Source organism: Leptospira yanagawae serovar Saopaulo str. Sao Paulo = ATCC 700523 (genome assembly GCF_000332475.2).
In the GTDB taxonomy this organism is placed as follows: domain Bacteria; phylum Spirochaetota; class Leptospiria; order Leptospirales; family Leptospiraceae; genus Leptospira_A; species Leptospira_A yanagawae.
Window position 1 is genome coordinate 237,710 of the sequence record NZ_AOGX02000047.1, and the last position, 16,860, is coordinate 254,569.

16 protein-coding genes are annotated in these 16,860 nt (G+C 38.1%); 7 read left to right on the forward strand and 9 right to left on the reverse strand.

Annotated elements, in window-relative coordinates:
* Positions 1–13 precede the first annotated feature (13 nt).
* Together LEP1GSC202_RS19210 and LEP1GSC202_RS19215 are read left to right on the forward strand one after the other, a co-directional pair.
* The gene (locus LEP1GSC202_RS19210) at positions 14–289 is read left to right on the forward strand and encodes a hypothetical protein (protein WP_015679229.1); all 276 of its coding nucleotides are present in this window, start codon (positions 14–16) and stop codon (positions 287–289) included.
* A gap of 390 nt (positions 290–679) precedes the next feature.
* Positions 680–1,876 carry an integrase core domain-containing protein gene (locus LEP1GSC202_RS19215; protein ID WP_015679384.1) on the forward strand — a complete coding sequence of 399 codons (1,197 nt, stop codon included), beginning with the start codon at positions 680–682 and terminating at the stop codon, positions 1,874–1,876.
* A gap of 375 nt (positions 1,877–2,251) precedes the next feature.
* Here the strand turns inward: LEP1GSC202_RS19215 and LEP1GSC202_RS19220 are convergent, their stop codons facing one another.
* The 4 genes from LEP1GSC202_RS19220 to sthA all read right to left on the reverse strand — a co-directional run bounded on the left by LEP1GSC202_RS19220 (position 2,252) and on the right by sthA (position 5,940).
* Positions 2,252–2,791 carry a HAMP domain-containing protein gene (locus tag LEP1GSC202_RS19220; protein WP_015679347.1) on the reverse strand — a complete coding sequence of 180 codons (540 nt, stop codon included), beginning with the start codon at positions 2,789–2,791 and terminating at the stop codon, positions 2,252–2,254.
* 79 nt (positions 2,792–2,870) lie between these two features.
* Positions 2,871–3,908 (reverse strand): FecR domain-containing protein, encoded by a 1,038-nt coding sequence (locus tag LEP1GSC202_RS19225; RefSeq protein WP_015679436.1) that lies wholly within the window; start codon positions 3,906–3,908, stop codon positions 2,871–2,873.
* A 7-nt stretch (positions 3,909–3,915) separates the two neighbouring features.
* Positions 3,916–4,413, reverse strand: a complete 498-nt coding sequence (locus LEP1GSC202_RS19230; RefSeq protein WP_083930052.1) for an RNA polymerase sigma factor — start codon at positions 4,411–4,413, stop codon at positions 3,916–3,918.
* A gap of 123 nt (positions 4,414–4,536) precedes the next feature.
* Positions 4,537–5,940, reverse strand: a complete 1,404-nt coding sequence (gene sthA / locus LEP1GSC202_RS19235) for a Si-specific NAD(P)(+) transhydrogenase (protein WP_015679353.1) — start codon at positions 5,938–5,940, stop codon at positions 4,537–4,539.
* Positions 5,941–6,113: 173 nt separating this feature from the next.
* On the opposite strand from sthA, the gene LEP1GSC202_RS19240 reads away from it, so the two are divergent.
* The 3 genes from LEP1GSC202_RS19240 (at position 6,114) to LEP1GSC202_RS19250 (ending at position 10,121) form a co-directional block, all read left to right on the forward strand.
* Positions 6,114–8,903 carry an adenylate/guanylate cyclase domain-containing protein gene (locus tag LEP1GSC202_RS19240; RefSeq protein WP_015679442.1) on the forward strand — a complete coding sequence of 930 codons (2,790 nt, stop codon included), beginning with the start codon at positions 6,114–6,116 and terminating at the stop codon, positions 8,901–8,903.
* Between the two features lie 119 nt (positions 8,904–9,022).
* Positions 9,023–9,658: a peroxiredoxin gene (locus tag LEP1GSC202_RS19245; RefSeq protein WP_015679389.1), complete on the forward strand. Its 636-nt coding sequence runs from the start codon at positions 9,023–9,025 to the stop codon at positions 9,656–9,658.
* 46 nt (positions 9,659–9,704) lie between these two features.
* A complete protein-coding gene (locus LEP1GSC202_RS19250; protein ID WP_015679251.1) occupies positions 9,705–10,121 on the forward strand; it encodes an OsmC family protein in 417 nt (138 codons plus the stop codon).
* 68 nt (positions 10,122–10,189) lie between these two features.
* On the opposite strand, the gene LEP1GSC202_RS19255 is transcribed toward LEP1GSC202_RS19250, so the two are convergent.
* The 3 genes from LEP1GSC202_RS19255 to dinB form a co-directional block, all read right to left on the reverse strand.
* Complete coding sequence (locus tag LEP1GSC202_RS19255) at positions 10,190–10,948, reverse strand: DUF547 domain-containing protein (protein WP_015679304.1); 759 nt, start codon at positions 10,946–10,948, stop codon at positions 10,190–10,192.
* Positions 10,949–11,019: 71 nt separating this feature from the next.
* On the reverse strand, positions 11,020–11,721 hold the full coding sequence (locus LEP1GSC202_RS19260) for an alpha/beta hydrolase (protein ID WP_015679369.1): 702 nt from the start codon (positions 11,719–11,721) through the stop codon (positions 11,020–11,022).
* A 3-nt stretch (positions 11,722–11,724) separates the two neighbouring features.
* Positions 11,725–12,807, reverse strand: a complete 1,083-nt coding sequence (gene dinB / locus LEP1GSC202_RS19265) for a DNA polymerase IV (RefSeq protein ID WP_039929598.1) — start codon at positions 12,805–12,807, stop codon at positions 11,725–11,727.
* A gap of 74 nt (positions 12,808–12,881) precedes the next feature.
* Between dinB and LEP1GSC202_RS19270 the strand changes: the two genes are divergently transcribed.
* Together LEP1GSC202_RS19270 and LEP1GSC202_RS19275 are read left to right on the forward strand one after the other, a co-directional pair.
* Complete coding sequence (locus LEP1GSC202_RS19270; protein ID WP_083930053.1) at positions 12,882–14,015, forward strand: PP2C family protein-serine/threonine phosphatase; 1,134 nt, start codon at positions 12,882–12,884, stop codon at positions 14,013–14,015.
* Entirely contained in the window at positions 14,012–16,006 is a 1,995-nt protein-coding gene (locus LEP1GSC202_RS19275) for a PAS domain-containing sensor histidine kinase (RefSeq protein ID WP_015679334.1), read from the forward strand. The genes LEP1GSC202_RS19270 and LEP1GSC202_RS19275 overlap by 4 nt, the downstream gene beginning before the upstream one ends.
* On the opposite strand, the gene LEP1GSC202_RS19280 is transcribed toward LEP1GSC202_RS19275, so the two are convergent.
* Positions 16,003–16,398: an ExbD/TolR family protein gene (locus tag LEP1GSC202_RS19280; RefSeq protein WP_039929600.1), complete on the reverse strand. Its 396-nt coding sequence runs from the start codon at positions 16,396–16,398 to the stop codon at positions 16,003–16,005. The genes LEP1GSC202_RS19275 and LEP1GSC202_RS19280 overlap by 4 nt on opposite strands.
* Positions 16,395–16,859, reverse strand: a complete 465-nt coding sequence (locus tag LEP1GSC202_RS19285) for a MotA/TolQ/ExbB proton channel family protein (RefSeq protein ID WP_083930054.1) — start codon at positions 16,857–16,859, stop codon at positions 16,395–16,397. Before LEP1GSC202_RS19285 ends, LEP1GSC202_RS19280 begins: the two co-directional genes overlap by 4 nt.
* Between the last annotated feature and the right edge of the window lies 1 nt (position 16,860).

Genomic DNA, 16,860 nt, shown 5'->3' on the forward strand with positions numbered 1-16,860 from the left:
AAATCTAGTGGTAATGATTCGTTTTTGTTTTTTATTCATCCTTTTATTCACTGTGATTCATTGTACGAAAACAGACCCCTCTTATGAAAAATGTGAGCGTGCTGACTTAGATTATTTGGCATGTTCTCTCGTGATTTACCAATCCTATACTTACTGTGCGGAATCTGCTGCCAATATTTCAGGAAGTACCGAGACAAAAGCCGCAGCTAAATTTAAGTGTGATGCAGAAAGACTCGTGGGATCGTATTTCTGCGAAGACTTAAAGAAAAAAGCCTGCGGGACAAAGTGAGTTTAGTCCTTCACGATTTGAGTTGTGCGTTGCAATAAATCCCTGCGGCATTTATGCTGAGCCTGTCGAAGTAGCGATTGAAGCGGAAATCTTTTCCACTTTCGAAAGTTCCAAATGATCGATTCGTATCAGGAAAGATTGGGAGCGGAAAGCGCCGTCGTTCCAACGATCATGTTGCATGATCATTGCATTTCGAGGCGCGCATAGCTTACGTTAGGATATGCATCAAAGTGTAACCCATGTGAGTGATCTAATGTGTTACCGATGTGCCTTTCTATACAAACCGGTCTGTACTTGCTTCTTCCCTTACAAATTGATCTCAATACATCCTTTACACACTAGAATTTAATTCTTCGATTCAGAACACGATGTACACACCAGGAGTGTGTCATGGCTTGGAAGGAGACAAACGTGTTTGAAGAAAGAATGAAATTTGTTGTAGCGTGGAAACGTGGAGGTTGGTCTCTCACAGACCTTTGCCATGAATTTAATATTAGTCGAGTCACTGGCTATAAATACTTAGAACAGTATGAGCTTTATGGTCTTGATGGTTTAAAAGATAAAAGTCGAAAACCCAAACGCCACCCACACCAAACCCGAAAGAAAATCATTGAACTGATCTTACAAGAAAGGAAAGAACATCCGAGATGGGGAGCAAGGAAACTCTTGGCTTCTTTATCTGCGAGGATTCATATGATTAAGCAGTGGCCTCATCCAAGTACTGTTGGTCGTATCTTAAAACAAAATGATTTAATCAAACCTCCCAAACGAAGGATCCGGAGAGAAAGCATCGAACAACCGTTTTCTCATGCGCTTGGTCCGAATGATATTTGGTGTGCGGATTTTAAGGGTCATTTCACTGTTGGGAATGGAGAAAGATGCACTCCGCTTACGGTAACGGATGCTTATAGTCGATTTTTACTCTGTTGTGAGATTGTGGCAAAGGCGGATACCGCCAATGTAATCAATGAATTTACGAAGTTATTCACGGAGTACGGAATGCCTCTTGCGATTCGAACGGACAATGGACCACCGTTTGCATCCAATGCACTTGCTGGGCTAAGTAAACTGTCAGTTTGGTGGATCAAACTTGGGATCAAATATGAGCGAATTGAACCGGGCAAACCCCAACAGAATGGTAGGCATGAAAGGATGCATAAAACGTTAAAAGAAGAAACAGCTTTGCCACCAAGGTCGAGTTTAGAAGCCCAACAGAAAGCATTTCGGGAGTTTCAAAAGGAGTTCAACTATCTAAGACCCCATGAAGGAATCCAAAATTCATTTCCAGCGCAGCATTATCAGAAGTCCAAACGAAAGTTTCCGAAACGGATCGTTAAAGCTTCTTATCCAACAAACATAATGATTGGTGAAGTGAATGATCTAGGGAATCTACATTTTGAAGGGCATCGGATCTTTTTATCTTCCGCACTTGCATTAGAGGAAGTCGGTCTGGAAGAGATCTCTGATAGACATGCGAAGATTCATTTTTATGGAGTCAGTCTTGGAGTAATTGATCTTTATACAGGAAAATTGTTGCAATTTAAAAACCCAATGCCATCTTCTTTAACGTCTGAATCAGGATTTTAATCATACTTTTTGTAAAGTATGTATTAAGACAAAACTGTAAAGGATGTACGAGTACACTCAAACCAAGCAATCACTTAATGCGACATAAGATTCATTATGGGAAGTAACATATTGCTTCAAAATAGATAGTATCTGAAATCAAAATAATGCTTCAAAAGTAAAAGTATTCGAAGTTGCAAGGTCGCTACTTGTAGGAAATACGAACTTATTTTTTAAAAAAATCGGGGATATTGAGAAAGGCTTGCGATATTCGGTATTTTGTGTTAGGTGGAAAGTCCGCGAAGGGAGCCCACAAGCCCGCCTCCACCACCCAATTCAGGGCGGGGGCCGCCCTTTCAGATCGAATGCGACATAGAAAAATTAATTTCTCTTTTCCTATTTTCCTTCTTTCATCCGCTTTTGGATCACTTCATTCAGCACTTCCACAAGCTCTTGGAACTCGTCTCCCTTACGAATGCGTATGGTTTCGATGGGTTCTCCTGTTGCCATCCTTTGGAGGGATCGTTTGATGCTGAAAACAGGTCCTGCCATCTTATGGGATTTAAAAATGGAAAATACAGTGATGAGGAGTAGATACAATACAGAAAGAGTAACGACCGCATCAAACTGAATGGTATAGAGATTGAGTTGGTGGTCGTAATTTGGAAGGTAAATTTCCCTTGGGACAAATTTTTCCTTTGCTTCCCCTGGTGCTGGATCTTCGTTTTCTACCTTCCAGTATACCGTTTGGGCATCTTGGCGGAGACGAAACACAGCCCCCCCATCATACTTGGATTGGTTTAACCAGTATAAGAAAATTAAGGTTACCAGTACCCCGGATATGAACAATAGAGAATAATGGGCTAAAAATTTTAATTGGAATTCTTTATCGATGAGATAACGGAATCGAAATGTTTTTTTGGGATTCTCTGGCATAGTTTCCTTTGCAGTGGCGTTGGTGCTTCCGAAAAAAGAATTTCAGAAAAAGGAAATCTTGTCAAAAAACTTCTGAGATTTAACGGATTTTTTCTGTTTCGAGGATGTTTTGGATGGGAATTTCCATATCTCCGTCCAAACCTTTGAAGTGCAAATGTGTTTCCGATTGCCCTAAAATCACTCCCCGGTATTCAGTTCCGTTATCCAATCGTACAAGTTCTAGCCTAGCATGTTCCTTGTACAACATCGATTCCTTGGCAAGTAAGGTCTGTGTATAAAATGCTTTGAGTTCTTTTTCTTCCTTTGGGGCGACGATCGAAGCTGAATTTGGGACCTGTTCCCCATCTTTAACAACTGCTTGTTGCTTTGCATTCAGGATCAAGTCTCCCAAGGCAACGCTCCCTTCTCTGACCGCAACGGTTTCGGACTTTCCATCGTAAGCGACACTAAAGACTGTTCCACGAACTTGCGTAAGGTGTTCACCAGCTTGCACAATAAAATCGCTATCTTTGGATAATTTGGTAACGGATGCAAAAAGTTTACCTTGTTTCACAGTAAACCTTTGGTTCAAAGTACCATCATTTGTTTTTTGGATGAGATCCACTGCCACTTGTGATTCTGGGGTGACTCGAATCCAGGAACCAGTTTCAAAATGGAGGTCCACTTGGGATCCTTTTTCTGTTTGGACCAAATCGCCAGATGCCAGTTTGTATGTTTCCACCAATGGAACAGGTGTTGCACTGCCTGAGGGAACAACAAATACTTTCCCTTTGACTTGTGATACTGAAACATCCAGGGGACTAAAACCGACTTTTTTTTCTTCCATAAGAGCCGCACTGGCCACTTGTCCCGATTCACTGGGTTCTTGGTTGATGGAAAAGACAAAGAACAAACTTGCTGCCAAAGCAAAACTCGCACCACCTACAACGGTGAGACCAATGGGTTTTCGAAAAAAAGAAACCACATTGTTTTGTTTTGGAACTTGGTATTCATAACGGATAGGACGGTTGGCAATGTCTTCCCACTTCGGGAACTCTCGTTTCTCGGTTACCTTTGAAGGCGTTTGCAAAAGGGATTCTAATGACTGGATCTGTTTTTCTTTGTCAAATTCGTTCATTCTTTGTTTAATCTGGAACCAGATTTTCCCTTTTTGCTATGGCCAAAACTTTCTCAGTGGCTTTGATGACAAGCCTTGAGGCGGTGGAAACAGAAACTCCCAAAATCTCTGCAATTTGGACGAGTTGGAATCCCTCAACATTCTTCAACAATAAGGCAGACCTTTCGTCTTCGGAAAGTTCCCCTAAAAATGAATACAAACGATCTTCTAAATCTTGGTATTCGGCTTTGGTTTCCAATTTAGGGTTATGGCTATGAAATTCAATTTCGTCAGACGCAATTTCCCTAGAGGTTGAAAACTTTTTCGCATAATTGATCGATAAATTGCGAGCAATGGTATACAAAACCATGACAGACTTCTCTTCCGAGAGACCAGCATTGCCATAATGTTTGTGAAAACTTAAAAAGCTGTCTTGCATCAAATCCATTGCTGTGTCCGCATTTTGAGTGTACTTATAAAGAAAGTCAAAAATTCGTTTATGACTTCTTTCGTAGATTTGACTCATGGAGACAGAATTGTCGGACACAATCTTGTATGTGTTCGTAAAACCGAGTCTCTGACAAGTAAAATCCCATTCCTCTCTGCAAAAGAAAACAATTGGGAAACCTCCGATTCTCAGAAACTCAGATTATTTTTCACGCAAAAGGGCATCATTGGCTGCATTTTTGTACGCACCAATCATCGTTGGGTAATTGAAAATGTGTTCTGTGAAGTATTCGATGGGTGCTTTTAGGTTCACTACGCATTGCCCAAGGGCAATGAGTTCTGTGGCTTTATCAGAAATGATATGCACTCCAAGAACTCTTCTTGTTTGTTTATCGAATAAAATCTTGAGTAAACCCACCTGGTCTCCACTAATTTGGGCCCTTGTGATCGTATCAAATTTAGCAAGTCCCACACCATAAGGAACCCCTCTTTTTTTGAGGGCCTCTTCTGTTGGGCCAATGGTCGCAATTTCAGGTAATGTATAAATCCCAATCGGGAATTCTTCCGCATCCACTGGGACAGAATGTAAACCAAACATATGTTTTGCGACATAGGCACCTTGGTACATGGACACAGAAGCTAAACTTGGAAATCCAATCACATCCCCACATGCGTAAATATTGGGAATATTTGTTTGGTAGTTTTCATTCACTTGGATTTGTTTTCGATCATTGGGGACAATCCCAACTGTTTCCAATCCTAAATTGTCCACATTGCCAAGCCGCCCACGCGAAATCAACACTTGGTTGACACGGATCACCTCACCCTTGTTTGTTGTGAGTTCAAAACCTTCTTCTTCTGAAATCTTTTGATAACTTGTAATCGATGAATCAACATGGATTTGGATTCCAACATTTTGCATGATCCGTGTCATCTCACTCGAGATGTCTTCATCTAAAAATCCTAAAATGCGACTCTGTGAATCAAAGAGATGTACTTTGACACCGATATGGGAAAAAATCGTAGCGTATTCCGAACCAATGATCCCTGCACCGACAACTGCAAGGGAACTTGGCATCTTTTTCATCGCAAAGAGCCCATCACTGTCATACACAAGACCATCTTCGAAAGGAATATTTTCATTTGTGGGACGCCTCGGGCTACTTCCTGTGGCAATGAGAATGTTTTCTGTTTCGTAGACTTTTTTTCGACCCGCTGAGTCGGTGACTTCTACCTGGTTTTTGTCGATAATTTTTCCCCAGCCTGTAAGGGTTGTCACACGGTTTTGGATCATTTGTTCTCTTGTGACATCTTCTTCCTTTTCAATGACAGTTCCTGCACGAAACATCAATTCTTGTAAAGTGAGCTTTGTGGTTTGTGGAGACTGCAAGCCATGTAGATTCGATAGTTTTAGATTTCGATAGAACCGACTTGTTTCTTGAAGGGATTTGGAAGGGATTGTCCCCCAATGGACACAACCTCCACCTAAGTAAGGATCTTTTTCGATGATGGCGGCTTTTTTGCCGAGTTTGCTTGCTTGGATGGCAGCTTTTTGAGCGGCAGGACCGCCCCCGATAGCAATTAAATCAAAACGATTGATAGACATTGGATAAAAGAACGCTACTAAGAAAGTGAAAAATAGCAAGCAAAATTGAACAAAATCAAAGCCGAGGGAAATACGAGTTGTGACCCACTCAGCGCTACCACCTAACAAAGAGAAAAATGGAAGACAAAAAATCTTGCTTTTTGTTCTTGGCGGTCCAAGATTTTGACAAGCCCATGAAATTTTTAAAACTCATCCAGTCTGGTCTTTTATCTGTGTGGAAAATCCTTTCGGAAGGGATTCGTGCCAAACTTGCTTGGTTCACAGGTACACTCATTGCCCTCACGATCTTACTTTTGTCTATCATCACTGTCCGACAACAAACTGCGATACTTTCTGAAAGTTATGAAAAACAAGCAGCGGTTTCTAAAAACTTCATTGCAGGGCTTGTGATGGAAATTGAATCCATTGCCCAAAATTTAATTCGTATTGAAGAGTTTAAAACAAGGATAGAAAAACAACAAGAAGAACTTAAAAAATACCAAACCAAAAAACTAGTAACCAAGAAAAAAACAGTTTCTGTTTTCGGTTTCAAAACCAATTTATTTGGATCCCTTGGAACTTCGCGAGTGTTTAAGAAAGTAGATACATTTTTTTCTGTGTATCTTACAAAAGATGATGTAAATGTTCTGGAACGTGAAATCCGCCAACAATTACGGGAAGCTTCCAATCGAAATATCAGTGAAAAGGAATGGAATACCCTTGTTGGCCTTGCTTCTTCTTATGTAAAAAATGAAGAGAAGTATTTGGAGGTCATCAAACAACCAACCCCTGAAGAAACAGAAGCCAAAGCAAAATGGGAATTAGATGTTAAAAACATCAAAAAAGAAATTCGAAATCAAAAATCAAAACTAGACCTTTACATTGCAAAATTTTACGCTGATTCCAAAAAAAGAAAATTAGAAGAGCTTGGGCTTGATACAAAATTATTCCGTATCCAAACTTTCCCCATGTCTGCGATGATCCAAGGGGAAACATCTCTTGCTTCCTTTGATACACAAATCATCGATAATACCTCTCCATTAGCAAAAATTGATAGTTTTGACCAAATGGAAAACAGTTTGGTGGATTCGTTTCAAAAACTCTCGGATGATATCACTGCTGTTGATGAAAATGAAAAACAATATGTTTATGAATGGCAAGATCGGGAAATCCAAGCACTACACTCTCCCCTTTTTAGGCACCAAAACTCAACAAAACGTGCCTTTAACTTAATCAGCGTCAAAACAAAGTTAGGAGATTATAGGGAGGTGATCAAAGAAGACTACCGAATCACCAATGAATTATCAGAACTCATTCCTAAACTCAGAGACCGAATTCAATTTCTAAAAAATGCAAGACCCCCCATTCCACCCGCAAAGGATAAACTTTTCACAAGTTTCTACAAATCCTACAATGATTTGATAGCAGAACGGGATAAAATTTATGAAGAAGTTTCCTTACGGTACCCCATCGCCAACAAAGAACTAAATGAAAAAATTGATTCCCTAAGAAGTTTACGAGATGTAACTTTGGAAGATTGGGTTTTGTTAAAGTTCAAAACAGATCCATTAGAATACGAAAAGTACTACCAAGATCCGGATGCCAGAGAAGATCAAAGGAATCGTTGGAAAGCGATTCGTAAATGGATTGTTTCTGCTGAACAAGAAACACCTACAAAAGAATTAAAAAGACTGTTCCCTGATGGGAGTTTTGGTCACTCCAGAAGTGAATCAGAAGAGATCATGTGGAAGTTAGATGGCACTCATTTACTTGAGTCTGAAAATGTTCCTTTGATGGTGTTACGTGATAATTTTTCCGGTCTTATACGCACGTTAGTTGATAGAACAGATGGAATCCAAGCCATAAAAGAAAACCGTAACCAAATTGTTTTTACAGCCATCACAATCTGTCTTGTCGCAATCATTTTTGCAATTTTCATCTCAGGAGTTGTGGTCCAAAAGATCAGAAAGATCATCCGTAGTGCCGAAGATGTGGGCCAAGGAAATTTACACGTACATTTTGATGATGGTGGTAACGATGAGTTTGGAAACTTAACCGTTGCCTTAAACCAAATGGTTTCTGGTCTGAAGGAAAGAGAAAAGATGCGTGGGGTACTCGGTAGTATGGTGGACCCGGTTGTAGTTGGTGAAGCATTAAAAGATTTGGAGAAACTGAAACAAGGGAGTGAAAAAGTCATCACCGCTTTTTTCTCAGACATCGCTGGATTTAGTACCATCTCAGAAAAATTAAACTCAAAAGAGTTAGCTGATTTACTCAATGAATATCTGTCTGCTATGACACTCATCTTAAAACAACATGATGGTGTTTTGGATAAATACATAGGGGATGCCATCGTAGGAATCTTCAATGCACCTCTGGATGTAGAAAACCATTGTTTAAAAGCAGTGACCGCCAGTGTGGAAATGCGAGATAAGTTAGAAGAACTAAAAAAAGTTTGGATCCAAAAAAATTCCTATATCCCCGAAGCCCATCAAATGACATTCCGAATAGGACTTAACCTAGGTTATGCGAAAGTTGGTTTTATGGGAACAGATGCACTCGCCTCGTATACCATGATGGGTGACACAGTAAATCTTGCAGCAAGGCTTGAGGCAGCTGGAAAAGATTATGGAGTTTGTATCTTAATTTCTGAATTCGTTCACGATGAAATCAAAGACCACTTTTTTACAAGAAAACTGGATACAGTTCGAGTGAAAGGAAAATCAAAACCAGTTACTTTGTATGAAGTGAGGTGTAAAAAGGGAGAGGAAACAGAAGAAGACAAAAAGTTTGTAACTGCCTACGAAACCGCTTTGTTTTCTTATTTCAATCGGAAGTTTTCAGATGCAAAAACGCAGTTTGAAACCTTGTACAAAAAAACAAAAGATGATGCCTGCAAACTCCTGCTCGAACGTTGCCAATACTATATGGAATCACCTCCAGAATTGGATTGGGATGGGTCCTTCACCAGAACCAAAAAGTAAAAACCCGGGATTTTATCCGCTAAACTAGACAAAATATCTAATAAATTGTATAATTTGCTTGCTTTAGCGGGGACAATTTCAATATTGGGAAGTAATTGAACCATTAGGAGAACAACGAAATGGCATTACGACTCGGCGATGAAGCACCCAATTTCCAAGCAGAAACTTCGGAAGGTAAAATTGACTTCCATGAATATTTAGGACAAAGTTGGGGGATTTTATTTTCTCACCCTAAAGACTATACGCCAGTTTGTACGACTGAATTAGGTTATGTTTCGAAAATCAAACCTGAGTTTGAAAAAAGAAACGTAAAAGTGATCGCACTCTCTGTTGACCCGGTGGACAGCCACAAAGGTTGGATCTCTGATATCAATGAAACACAAAACACTAAGGTGAATTATCCAATCATTGCAGATGCTGACAAAAAAGTATCCAATCTTTATGACATGATTCACCCCAATGCAAGCGAAACCACAACCGTTCGTTCTGTGTTTGTGATTGGTCCCGATAAAAAAGTGAAACTCACCCTTACCTACCCGGCATCAACTGGAAGGAATTTTGATGAATTACTACGTGTGATCGATTCCTTACAACTGACTTCTCAATTCAGCGTGGCAACACCTGCCAATTGGAAAGATGGAGAAGATACCATCATTGTTCCGTCTGTATCAGATGAAGATGCAAAGAAAAAATTCCCAAAAGGATTTCGAACCATCAAACCTTATTTACGTTACACACCACAGCCAAATAAATAGTGGATATCGGCGGGGGAACCACCCCCCGCTTCTGGAAAAAGATACCATGCACATCCATTTAAAACGAATTGAATCCCCTTTTGTCCTAGAAGCAACGAACGAATCTGGAAATTCCATTCAGATTGACGCCTCACCTGAGATTGGTGGAAAAAATTCTGGCCCTAGACCCATGGAACTTCTCATCATGGGACTTGCTGGTTGCAGTAGCATAGATGTATTAATGATCCTAAACAAACATCGCATCGAAGTAAAAGATTACTCAGTGGATGTTGAAGCAGACCGCGAAAAAGTGGAAGAAGCAAATCTTTTCAAAAAAATTCATATGAAGTTTTTTGTGAAAGGGGATTTTCAAGAATCCCAAGTGAAAAGAGCCATTGATTTAAGTTTAGAAAAGTATTGTTCCGTCGCAAAAACATTAGAAAAAACTGCTACCATTACGTACGAACTAACACTGGTTTCCTAATTTTAAAAAGCCAATGTTATCCGAACAACCTTAGTACTTACATAATACAAACGGAATTACAAAGTAGATTACTTCAATTCGTTTAAGTCCCAATTGTATTCATTATAAATAATTTTTGCATCTGGTTTAATCGTTTCATCAAATCCATCTTGGACAAACTGGATCAAACTGGATTTTTTTGTAAAATCAGGTTGGAACCAATTGAAAATCTTACTTAAGTACAGAGTGTTCGTATTTTTATCATACGAATTTTTCTTTGGGTTTTTTAGAAAAACTAGTTTTGCTGTTTGTAATTGTTTTTCTAAATTTGTAGAGGTATATGCTTCGGATTGTAGAATTGGACAACCGATTGAAGCACAAACGATGGCAAAATGAATCCTTGGTTCATTAAACTCTTTTCTAAGTTTTTCATGTTCAATCCAATCCAAATGGCGAGATTTACCGAGTAACTGAAAGAATTCTTTTTTCCAAGGGATGCCCCGGGCCAAATTGATTTTGGAAAAAGGAGATCCAATGTCAGTGATACTTTCTACTGGGTAATGGTCGAGGATGAGTTTGACTGTGAATGCGTTATAAGCATTGATTAAAAAACTCATTTTCTCCTTTTCTGTAAAAGATTGGTACTCAGCATCTGATACTTTTGTTAATTGATTCAGATACCCATTCAGAATTGTTACATCTGAGTTGAATCCCTTGTAGGATACGAGACCATTTTTCACATGTTTTTTTAGTAATGAATCCCAAACGTTATGTTTGTGATCAAAACTCTGTGTAAAAAGAGTTTGTGAAATTCCTAAAAACAAAACTAAATAGAAAAACCGTTTCATAACCACCACCCAAATCTTTAGACCAGTTTGATTCCTAAAAATGATGGGAAATTCATTTTACCCTGTTTTGTTTACGACAAACTATTCAAATACCGACTAATCCCTTGGACAACAGGTGCTGGGATTTCATGGCCACCAGAGAAAGCGATGAATTCTCCAAGCATTCCTGAATTTCGAAGTAATTTTTCGAGTTTTTTGGCATTTGCATAACCTAAAATTGGATCAAATTCTCCGTGCGATTGGAAAAATCGTAAGTTAGATTTTTTAGGAGCCAAGTCTTTCCAAAGAGATTCGTTGACAAGAGCACCTGAAAGGATCATAAGCCCTTTTGAATTCTGTTCATTTCGTAATGTGATGTCTGTCGCAAGCATGGCTCCTTGTGAAAACCCTCCTAAAATCAATTGGTTCCAAGGAACTCCAAGAGCTTCTAACATCAAATAGGCGGATGCCCTTGCGATATCCATTCCTTCTGGGTCTTTGTCTGCAAAATTTCTAAAATCGTTTTTACGAATCGCTTCTTCTAAAGCTGCCATGTCGATAGGAAACCAGGCCCTTCCGTTATAACCAGGCATGAGTGGAATACTCAAATGACCATGTGGGAAAACCCAATTGAACTTTTGATCCGTTATGAGAACTTCATGAATTGGATATAAATCAAAAGCACTTGCACCGTAACCGTGAAATAAAACTACTGTTGGGGCATCGGGGTCCCCTTTCACCCGCAATACTTTTAAGGGACCGAGAGATTCTAAATCATTTTCGTCATCTAACATATATTATCCGAATAAGGAGGGTTGGTCGCCGTCTCCTTTTGTTTCCTTTTCATTAAAATTGGTAACCGATAAACCTAAAAGTCTAATTTTTTTGGGAGGGTCAATATGTTCCTTCCAAACAGTTGCCAACAAATTCGAGGATTGCTCCAAAAGATTGTCTGCCAAGTAGAAAAAGGCTTCCGATGTGATTGATTTTTGTTTTACCGTAAAATCCTCAAATTTCACTTTAAGGGTGAGTGTTTTTCCCCTTTTACTTTTTTTCATCATTCGCATTTCTAATTCTTTTGCGAGTGATTCCAGTGTGAGTAAAAAATAAGAAAAATCATCTGAATCGTGACTGAAAGTAGTTTCCACTCCAATTGATTTTGGATCACGGTAAGGAATCACTTCCCTCTCATCCAAACCTCTTGCCATCTTGTAAAAAACGGCTCCCATTTTTCCAAATTCTTTTATAAGAATGGATTCATCAACTTGGCGTAAGTCTTTACCTTTTGTAAAACCCATCCTTTGTAATTTTTCAAAAGTTTTTTTCCCAATTCCATAAAATTGATACAAAGGCAGTTCATCTAAAAATGAAATCTCTTCCCCAGGTAAAACAACATACATTCCATTTGGTTTGTTTTTCTCAGAGGCCATCTTCGCTAAAAATTTGTTTGTTGCCACACCTGCCGAACAAGTGAGTCCTGTATGGTCCCAAATTTTTTTTCGGATTTCTTTTGCAATCGTACTGGCAAGGGGTAGATTCGTTTTGTTTTGTGTGACATCTAAGTAAGCTTCATCTAAAGAAAGTGGTTCTACTAAGTCAGTGTATTCGAAAAAGATGGAACGGATTTTTTTGGAAACTGCTTTGTATACCTCAAAACGAGGTGGAGTGAAAATCGCATCCGGGCAAAGTTTATAGGCTTGGTAACAAGAAATAGCGGAACGAATTCCAAACTTCCGAGCTTCATAACTAGCAGCACACACCACACCTCGAGAATGCGGAGATCCACCTACAACTACCGGTTTCCCTCTCATTTCTGGGAAATCTCGTTGTTCCACTGATGCATAAAACGCATCCATATCAATGTGGATAATCTTTCTCATTTAAAGAAGTGGAGAAACCTAATGTTTCAAAAAAACCTTGCCAAAAGAATTTTGTAACACATGCTTTTTGCATAGTGAATTCCAAAGTTGCCGCAAAAATTTTAGTCGTTGATGATAATGAAACCAATATGGAAATCATCACCCATATTTTACTTGGCCAAGGATATGAAGTGGCAGTGGCTTATGATGGTGAGTATGCCTTAGAACTTGCGGAAGTTTTGGATTTTGATTTGATTTTACTCGATATACTTTTACCTGGCATCAGTGGGTTAGAAGTTGCCAATCGATTGCTCGGAATGGAACGACAAAAAAACACTCCCATTTTATTTTTATCTGCATTAAATGAAACATCTGACATCGTAAAAGGATTAGAAACAGGTGCCGTAGACTACATCACAAAACCATTTCAAGAATCTGAAGTTTTAGCAAGAATTCGCACTCACATCAAAATCAAAAATTTAGAAAAAGAACGGATCGATTTATTGTATGGAATCCAAAAAGATTTAGAATTGGCAAAGGCTAACCAAGAAAAATTAGTCACCTTCCAATTCCCTCCCTCTCCTCTCTATCAAATTTATACTTCTTACAAACCAATGGATTTAGTAGGTGGGGATTTGATAACATATGACGTATTACCTTCTGGAGATTTAGACATTTTATTTGGTGATGTTACGGGACATGGAATTGCTGCGGCCATGGTTTCTCTTATGGCCATCATCACTTTCAAAACCATGAACAAGTCGTTTTTGTCGCCTAGCGAATGCTTGTATTGGATTCATAATACCTTAACTCCGCTAATTAGTACCCATTTTATCAGTGCTGTTTACATTCGTTACCGTGCCGAAGAAAATTTATTATCATATTCTATGGCGGGGCACCATCATATTTTTTTATTACGTGACAATCAAATCCAAAAACTTGGGACCAAAGGATTTTGTTTGATGATGTTTCCAGATCAGTTAAACACAACAAATGAAGATATCATTTTAAAACAAGGAGATCGATTGTTTTTATTTTCTGATGGTATGTTTGAAGTCCCAAACGAAACAGAACAGTATTTAGGTGACCAAAAATTTTCCGAACTAGTAGAAAAATACATCCAACTTCCGTCCCAAGAACTTTTGGACACGATTTCAAAAGAAGTATTACAATATTCTCTTGGGAAAGTTGCCGATGATATGACGATGTTATTATTAGAAGTGAAATGATAGACGAAATCATTGCCATTCTGATTGCTTCGGCTTTATTATTTTATGCCTATTATTATCATAATGCCTACAGACGGGAAAAAAAACTAAGATTAATTTTATTTCGTAAAAACCTATCGAATGCAGAAGAAATTGAAAGGATCATCCGAGAAAAAGAAAAACAATACCAAGATATATACGATACGGCCAATTCAATCATCATTCGATGGAGTCCTGATTTTCGGATCCATTCGGTGAACCCATACGCGGAAGAATTTTTTCAGATGGGGAAAGATATAGCAGAAGGAAAAGACCTTGTGCTTGATTTATTTCGGATTCCATTTGAAAAGTCCAACGAAATCAAAAGCCAATTATGGAATATTTTCCATAGACCAGAACAAAACATAAGACAAGAATTTGATGTATACATTGGTAATGATGACAAACGAACTGTCACTTGGTCTAACCGAATTTTAAAAAACGAATTTTGTTATCCTTACGAAGTTTTGTCGATAGGAATTGATATCACCAATCGTAAAATTGCAGAAGAAAACTTAATGAAATCCTATGAAAGGATTTTGGATTTATATAACAATGCACCTTGTGGTTACCATTCCCTTGACAAAGACAATGTGTTAGTTTCGATCAATGATACAGAACTTGATTGGTTGGGTTACACAAGGGAAGAAATTGTTGGAAATTTAAAAATCAATGATTTGTTAACGGAAAGTAGTTATGATAAATTCCAACAAATTGTAAATTCATTTCCACATGAGACACTAACTGGTGTTGAATTAGAATTTGTTCGTAAGGACAAATCTACTTTTTTTGTTAGTTTAAACTCAATTCCTACCTTTGATAAAAATGGAAACTTTGTAATTAGCAAATCAACAGTTTTTGATATCACTGATCGAAAGATCGCTGAAGATAAGTTAAACGATTATTCTCAAAAAATCGAATTGCAAAACAAACGACTCCAAAAAGCTGTGGAAGCAGCCATTAAAGCTAACCAATCCAAGTCGGTTTTCTTTTCAAAAATCACACATGAATTAAGAACTCCTTTACACGCAGTGATAGGATTTTCGCAAATATTAGAAAAGGATCCCAATTTACCAGACCACTTAAAAGGATATGTACATTCCTTATATGAAAATGGTGTCCATTTGCTTGGAATGATCAATGATATATTGGATCTTTCAAAGATTGAAGCAGGGAAAATGACGGAGATGCGAGAAAAATTTTCCCTCGTCCAGTTATGGGATACTTTGTTTTCCATGTTTTCCTACCGATTTGCAGAAAAACAAATTCAATTTGAATTAGTTCATCCAGAAGTGATTGAAAACCATTTCTACGAGGCAGACCTACAAAAAATAAAACAAATCCTTGTGAATTTATTAGGAAATGCTTTAAAATTTACAAACCAAGGATTCGTTCAAATAGAATTCCAAATCCAACCGGGACTTGATCCCTCCTTTGATAGGGTACATTTTATTGTAAAAGATTCTGGGATTGGAATTCCAAAAGACCAACTCCATTCCATTTTTGAAGCCTTCCAACAAACAGAACAAGGAAGTTCTTACAAAGAAGGAACAGGGCTTGGACTTTCCATATCACATCAGTTAGTTGATTTTTTAGGAGGAATGATCCAAGTAGACAGTGATTTAAACCAAGGATCCATTTTTCGTTTTGAATTACCACTGACGAAAGTGAATGAAATTTCTACTGACTTAAAGGAAAAATCGAAACTTGGACCCACAAACTCTAAAGATGTTTGGCATCTGACGAAAGCGGAAGATACTGAAAAAGAATTTGTACAAACGTTTTTGAATATGGAATCAAGTAAGTTTAAAATTGAGATCTTGCAGCTCATCAAAATCCAAAACTTTGGCCAGTTACTCAATTTGTTAACGAATATTCCTTTAGATCACAAGGGGAAATCCATACTTGTCGAAAAAGTAAAAAACAAACGATACAAGTTTTTGATAGATTTACTGCAATCTAACAATGTTTAGTCTTTTTTAGTTTTGATATCAATTTTCTCAAAACCTTTCGATTTTAGTAAGTCAGTAATGGTCACAAAATTTCCAAATTCAATTTTTTGGTCCACTTCCAAACTCACTGCATCGAATTGATTTTTGTTTTTCTCTATTTTATCTGATAAAAAACCCAAGTCCACTTTTTCTCCATTGAGAAATATTTCCGCAGAGGACTTCATTTGGATTTTATAAATGTAGGTTTGGCTTCCGAAACTATCTGTTTTGGATTTGGGTAAATCTAAAGAAATATTAGAAGTTGGTTCTGTAAATCGAACTGCTAACATCAAAAACACAAGTAAAATGAACAAAACGTCAATTAAACTGCTGATATCAATGTTAGTATTCTGTTTGGGTTTACGAATTCTCATTTGGATTTTGAAAAATCGAAAACAATTTTTTCAGATAGATGCCGGACTTTATTTTCAGACACTCGGTGGAACAAAAGGCATGGGATCGCTACAAATAATCCAGCAATGGTAGTGTTTAAGGCATCTTTGATGCCTCCAGCCAATACCTCTAAACTGACTTTCCCTTGTGCTTCCATTTCTCCAAAAGCAGTGTTAATTCCAATAACAGTTCCTAAAAGCCCAAGTAACATGGAAACAGAAGCGATGGTAGGAAACCAATCGATGGTTCGCTCGATGGGAGAAAAAAACAATTCCAAATCTTCTTCGCTAGGTTCATTTGGGAAAATTGTTTCCCTTTCTTTTTTAGCATCTAATTTGCGAAATCCCAGGAACAACCGAATGAAATTGGCAAAGGAAAGGACAGAAAAAGCAAAAAGAAGAACAAAAATCAAAATTGCGGGAATTGAAAATGTCCAATTCATG

Excerpts from the sequence above, each read along its gene's own strand:
- LEP1GSC202_RS19255 (WP_015679304.1), bottom strand. The coding sequence starts at position 10,948 with ATGAAACGGTTTTTCTATTTAGTTTTGTTTTTAGGAATTTCACAAACT.
- LEP1GSC202_RS19250 (WP_015679251.1), top strand. The coding sequence starts at position 9,705 with ATGCACATCCATTTAAAACGAATTGAATCCCCTTTTGTCCTAGAAGCA.
- dinB (WP_039929598.1), bottom strand. The coding sequence starts at position 12,807 with ATGAGAAAGATTATCCACATTGATATGGATGCGTTTTATGCATCAGTG.
- LEP1GSC202_RS19220 (WP_015679347.1), bottom strand. The coding sequence starts at position 2,791 with ATGCCAGAGAATCCCAAAAAAACATTTCGATTCCGTTATCTCATCGAT.
- LEP1GSC202_RS19280 (WP_039929600.1), bottom strand. The coding sequence starts at position 16,398 with ATGAGAATTCGTAAACCCAAACAGAATACTAACATTGATATCAGCAGT.
- LEP1GSC202_RS19225 (WP_015679436.1), bottom strand. The coding sequence starts at position 3,908 with ATGAACGAATTTGACAAAGAAAAACAGATCCAGTCATTAGAATCCCTT.
- LEP1GSC202_RS19230 (WP_083930052.1), bottom strand. The coding sequence starts at position 4,413 with ATGAGTCAAATCTACGAAAGAAGTCATAAACGAATTTTTGACTTTCTT.
- sthA (WP_015679353.1), bottom strand. The coding sequence starts at position 5,940 with ATGTCTATCAATCGTTTTGATTTAATTGCTATCGGGGGCGGTCCTGCC.
- LEP1GSC202_RS19245 (WP_015679389.1), top strand. The coding sequence starts at position 9,023 with ATGGCATTACGACTCGGCGATGAAGCACCCAATTTCCAAGCAGAAACT.
- LEP1GSC202_RS19215 (WP_015679384.1), top strand. The coding sequence starts at position 680 with ATGGCTTGGAAGGAGACAAACGTGTTTGAAGAAAGAATGAAATTTGTT.
- LEP1GSC202_RS19275 (WP_015679334.1), top strand. The coding sequence starts at position 14,012 with ATGATAGACGAAATCATTGCCATTCTGATTGCTTCGGCTTTATTATTT.
- LEP1GSC202_RS19285 (WP_083930054.1), bottom strand. The coding sequence starts at position 16,859 with ATGAATTGGACATTTTCAATTCCCGCAATTTTGATTTTTGTTCTTCTT.
- LEP1GSC202_RS19210 (WP_015679229.1), top strand. The coding sequence starts at position 14 with ATGATTCGTTTTTGTTTTTTATTCATCCTTTTATTCACTGTGATTCAT.
- LEP1GSC202_RS19260 (WP_015679369.1), bottom strand. The coding sequence starts at position 11,721 with ATGTTAGATGACGAAAATGATTTAGAATCTCTCGGTCCCTTAAAAGTA.
- LEP1GSC202_RS19240 (WP_015679442.1), top strand. The coding sequence starts at position 6,114 with ATGAAATTTTTAAAACTCATCCAGTCTGGTCTTTTATCTGTGTGGAAA.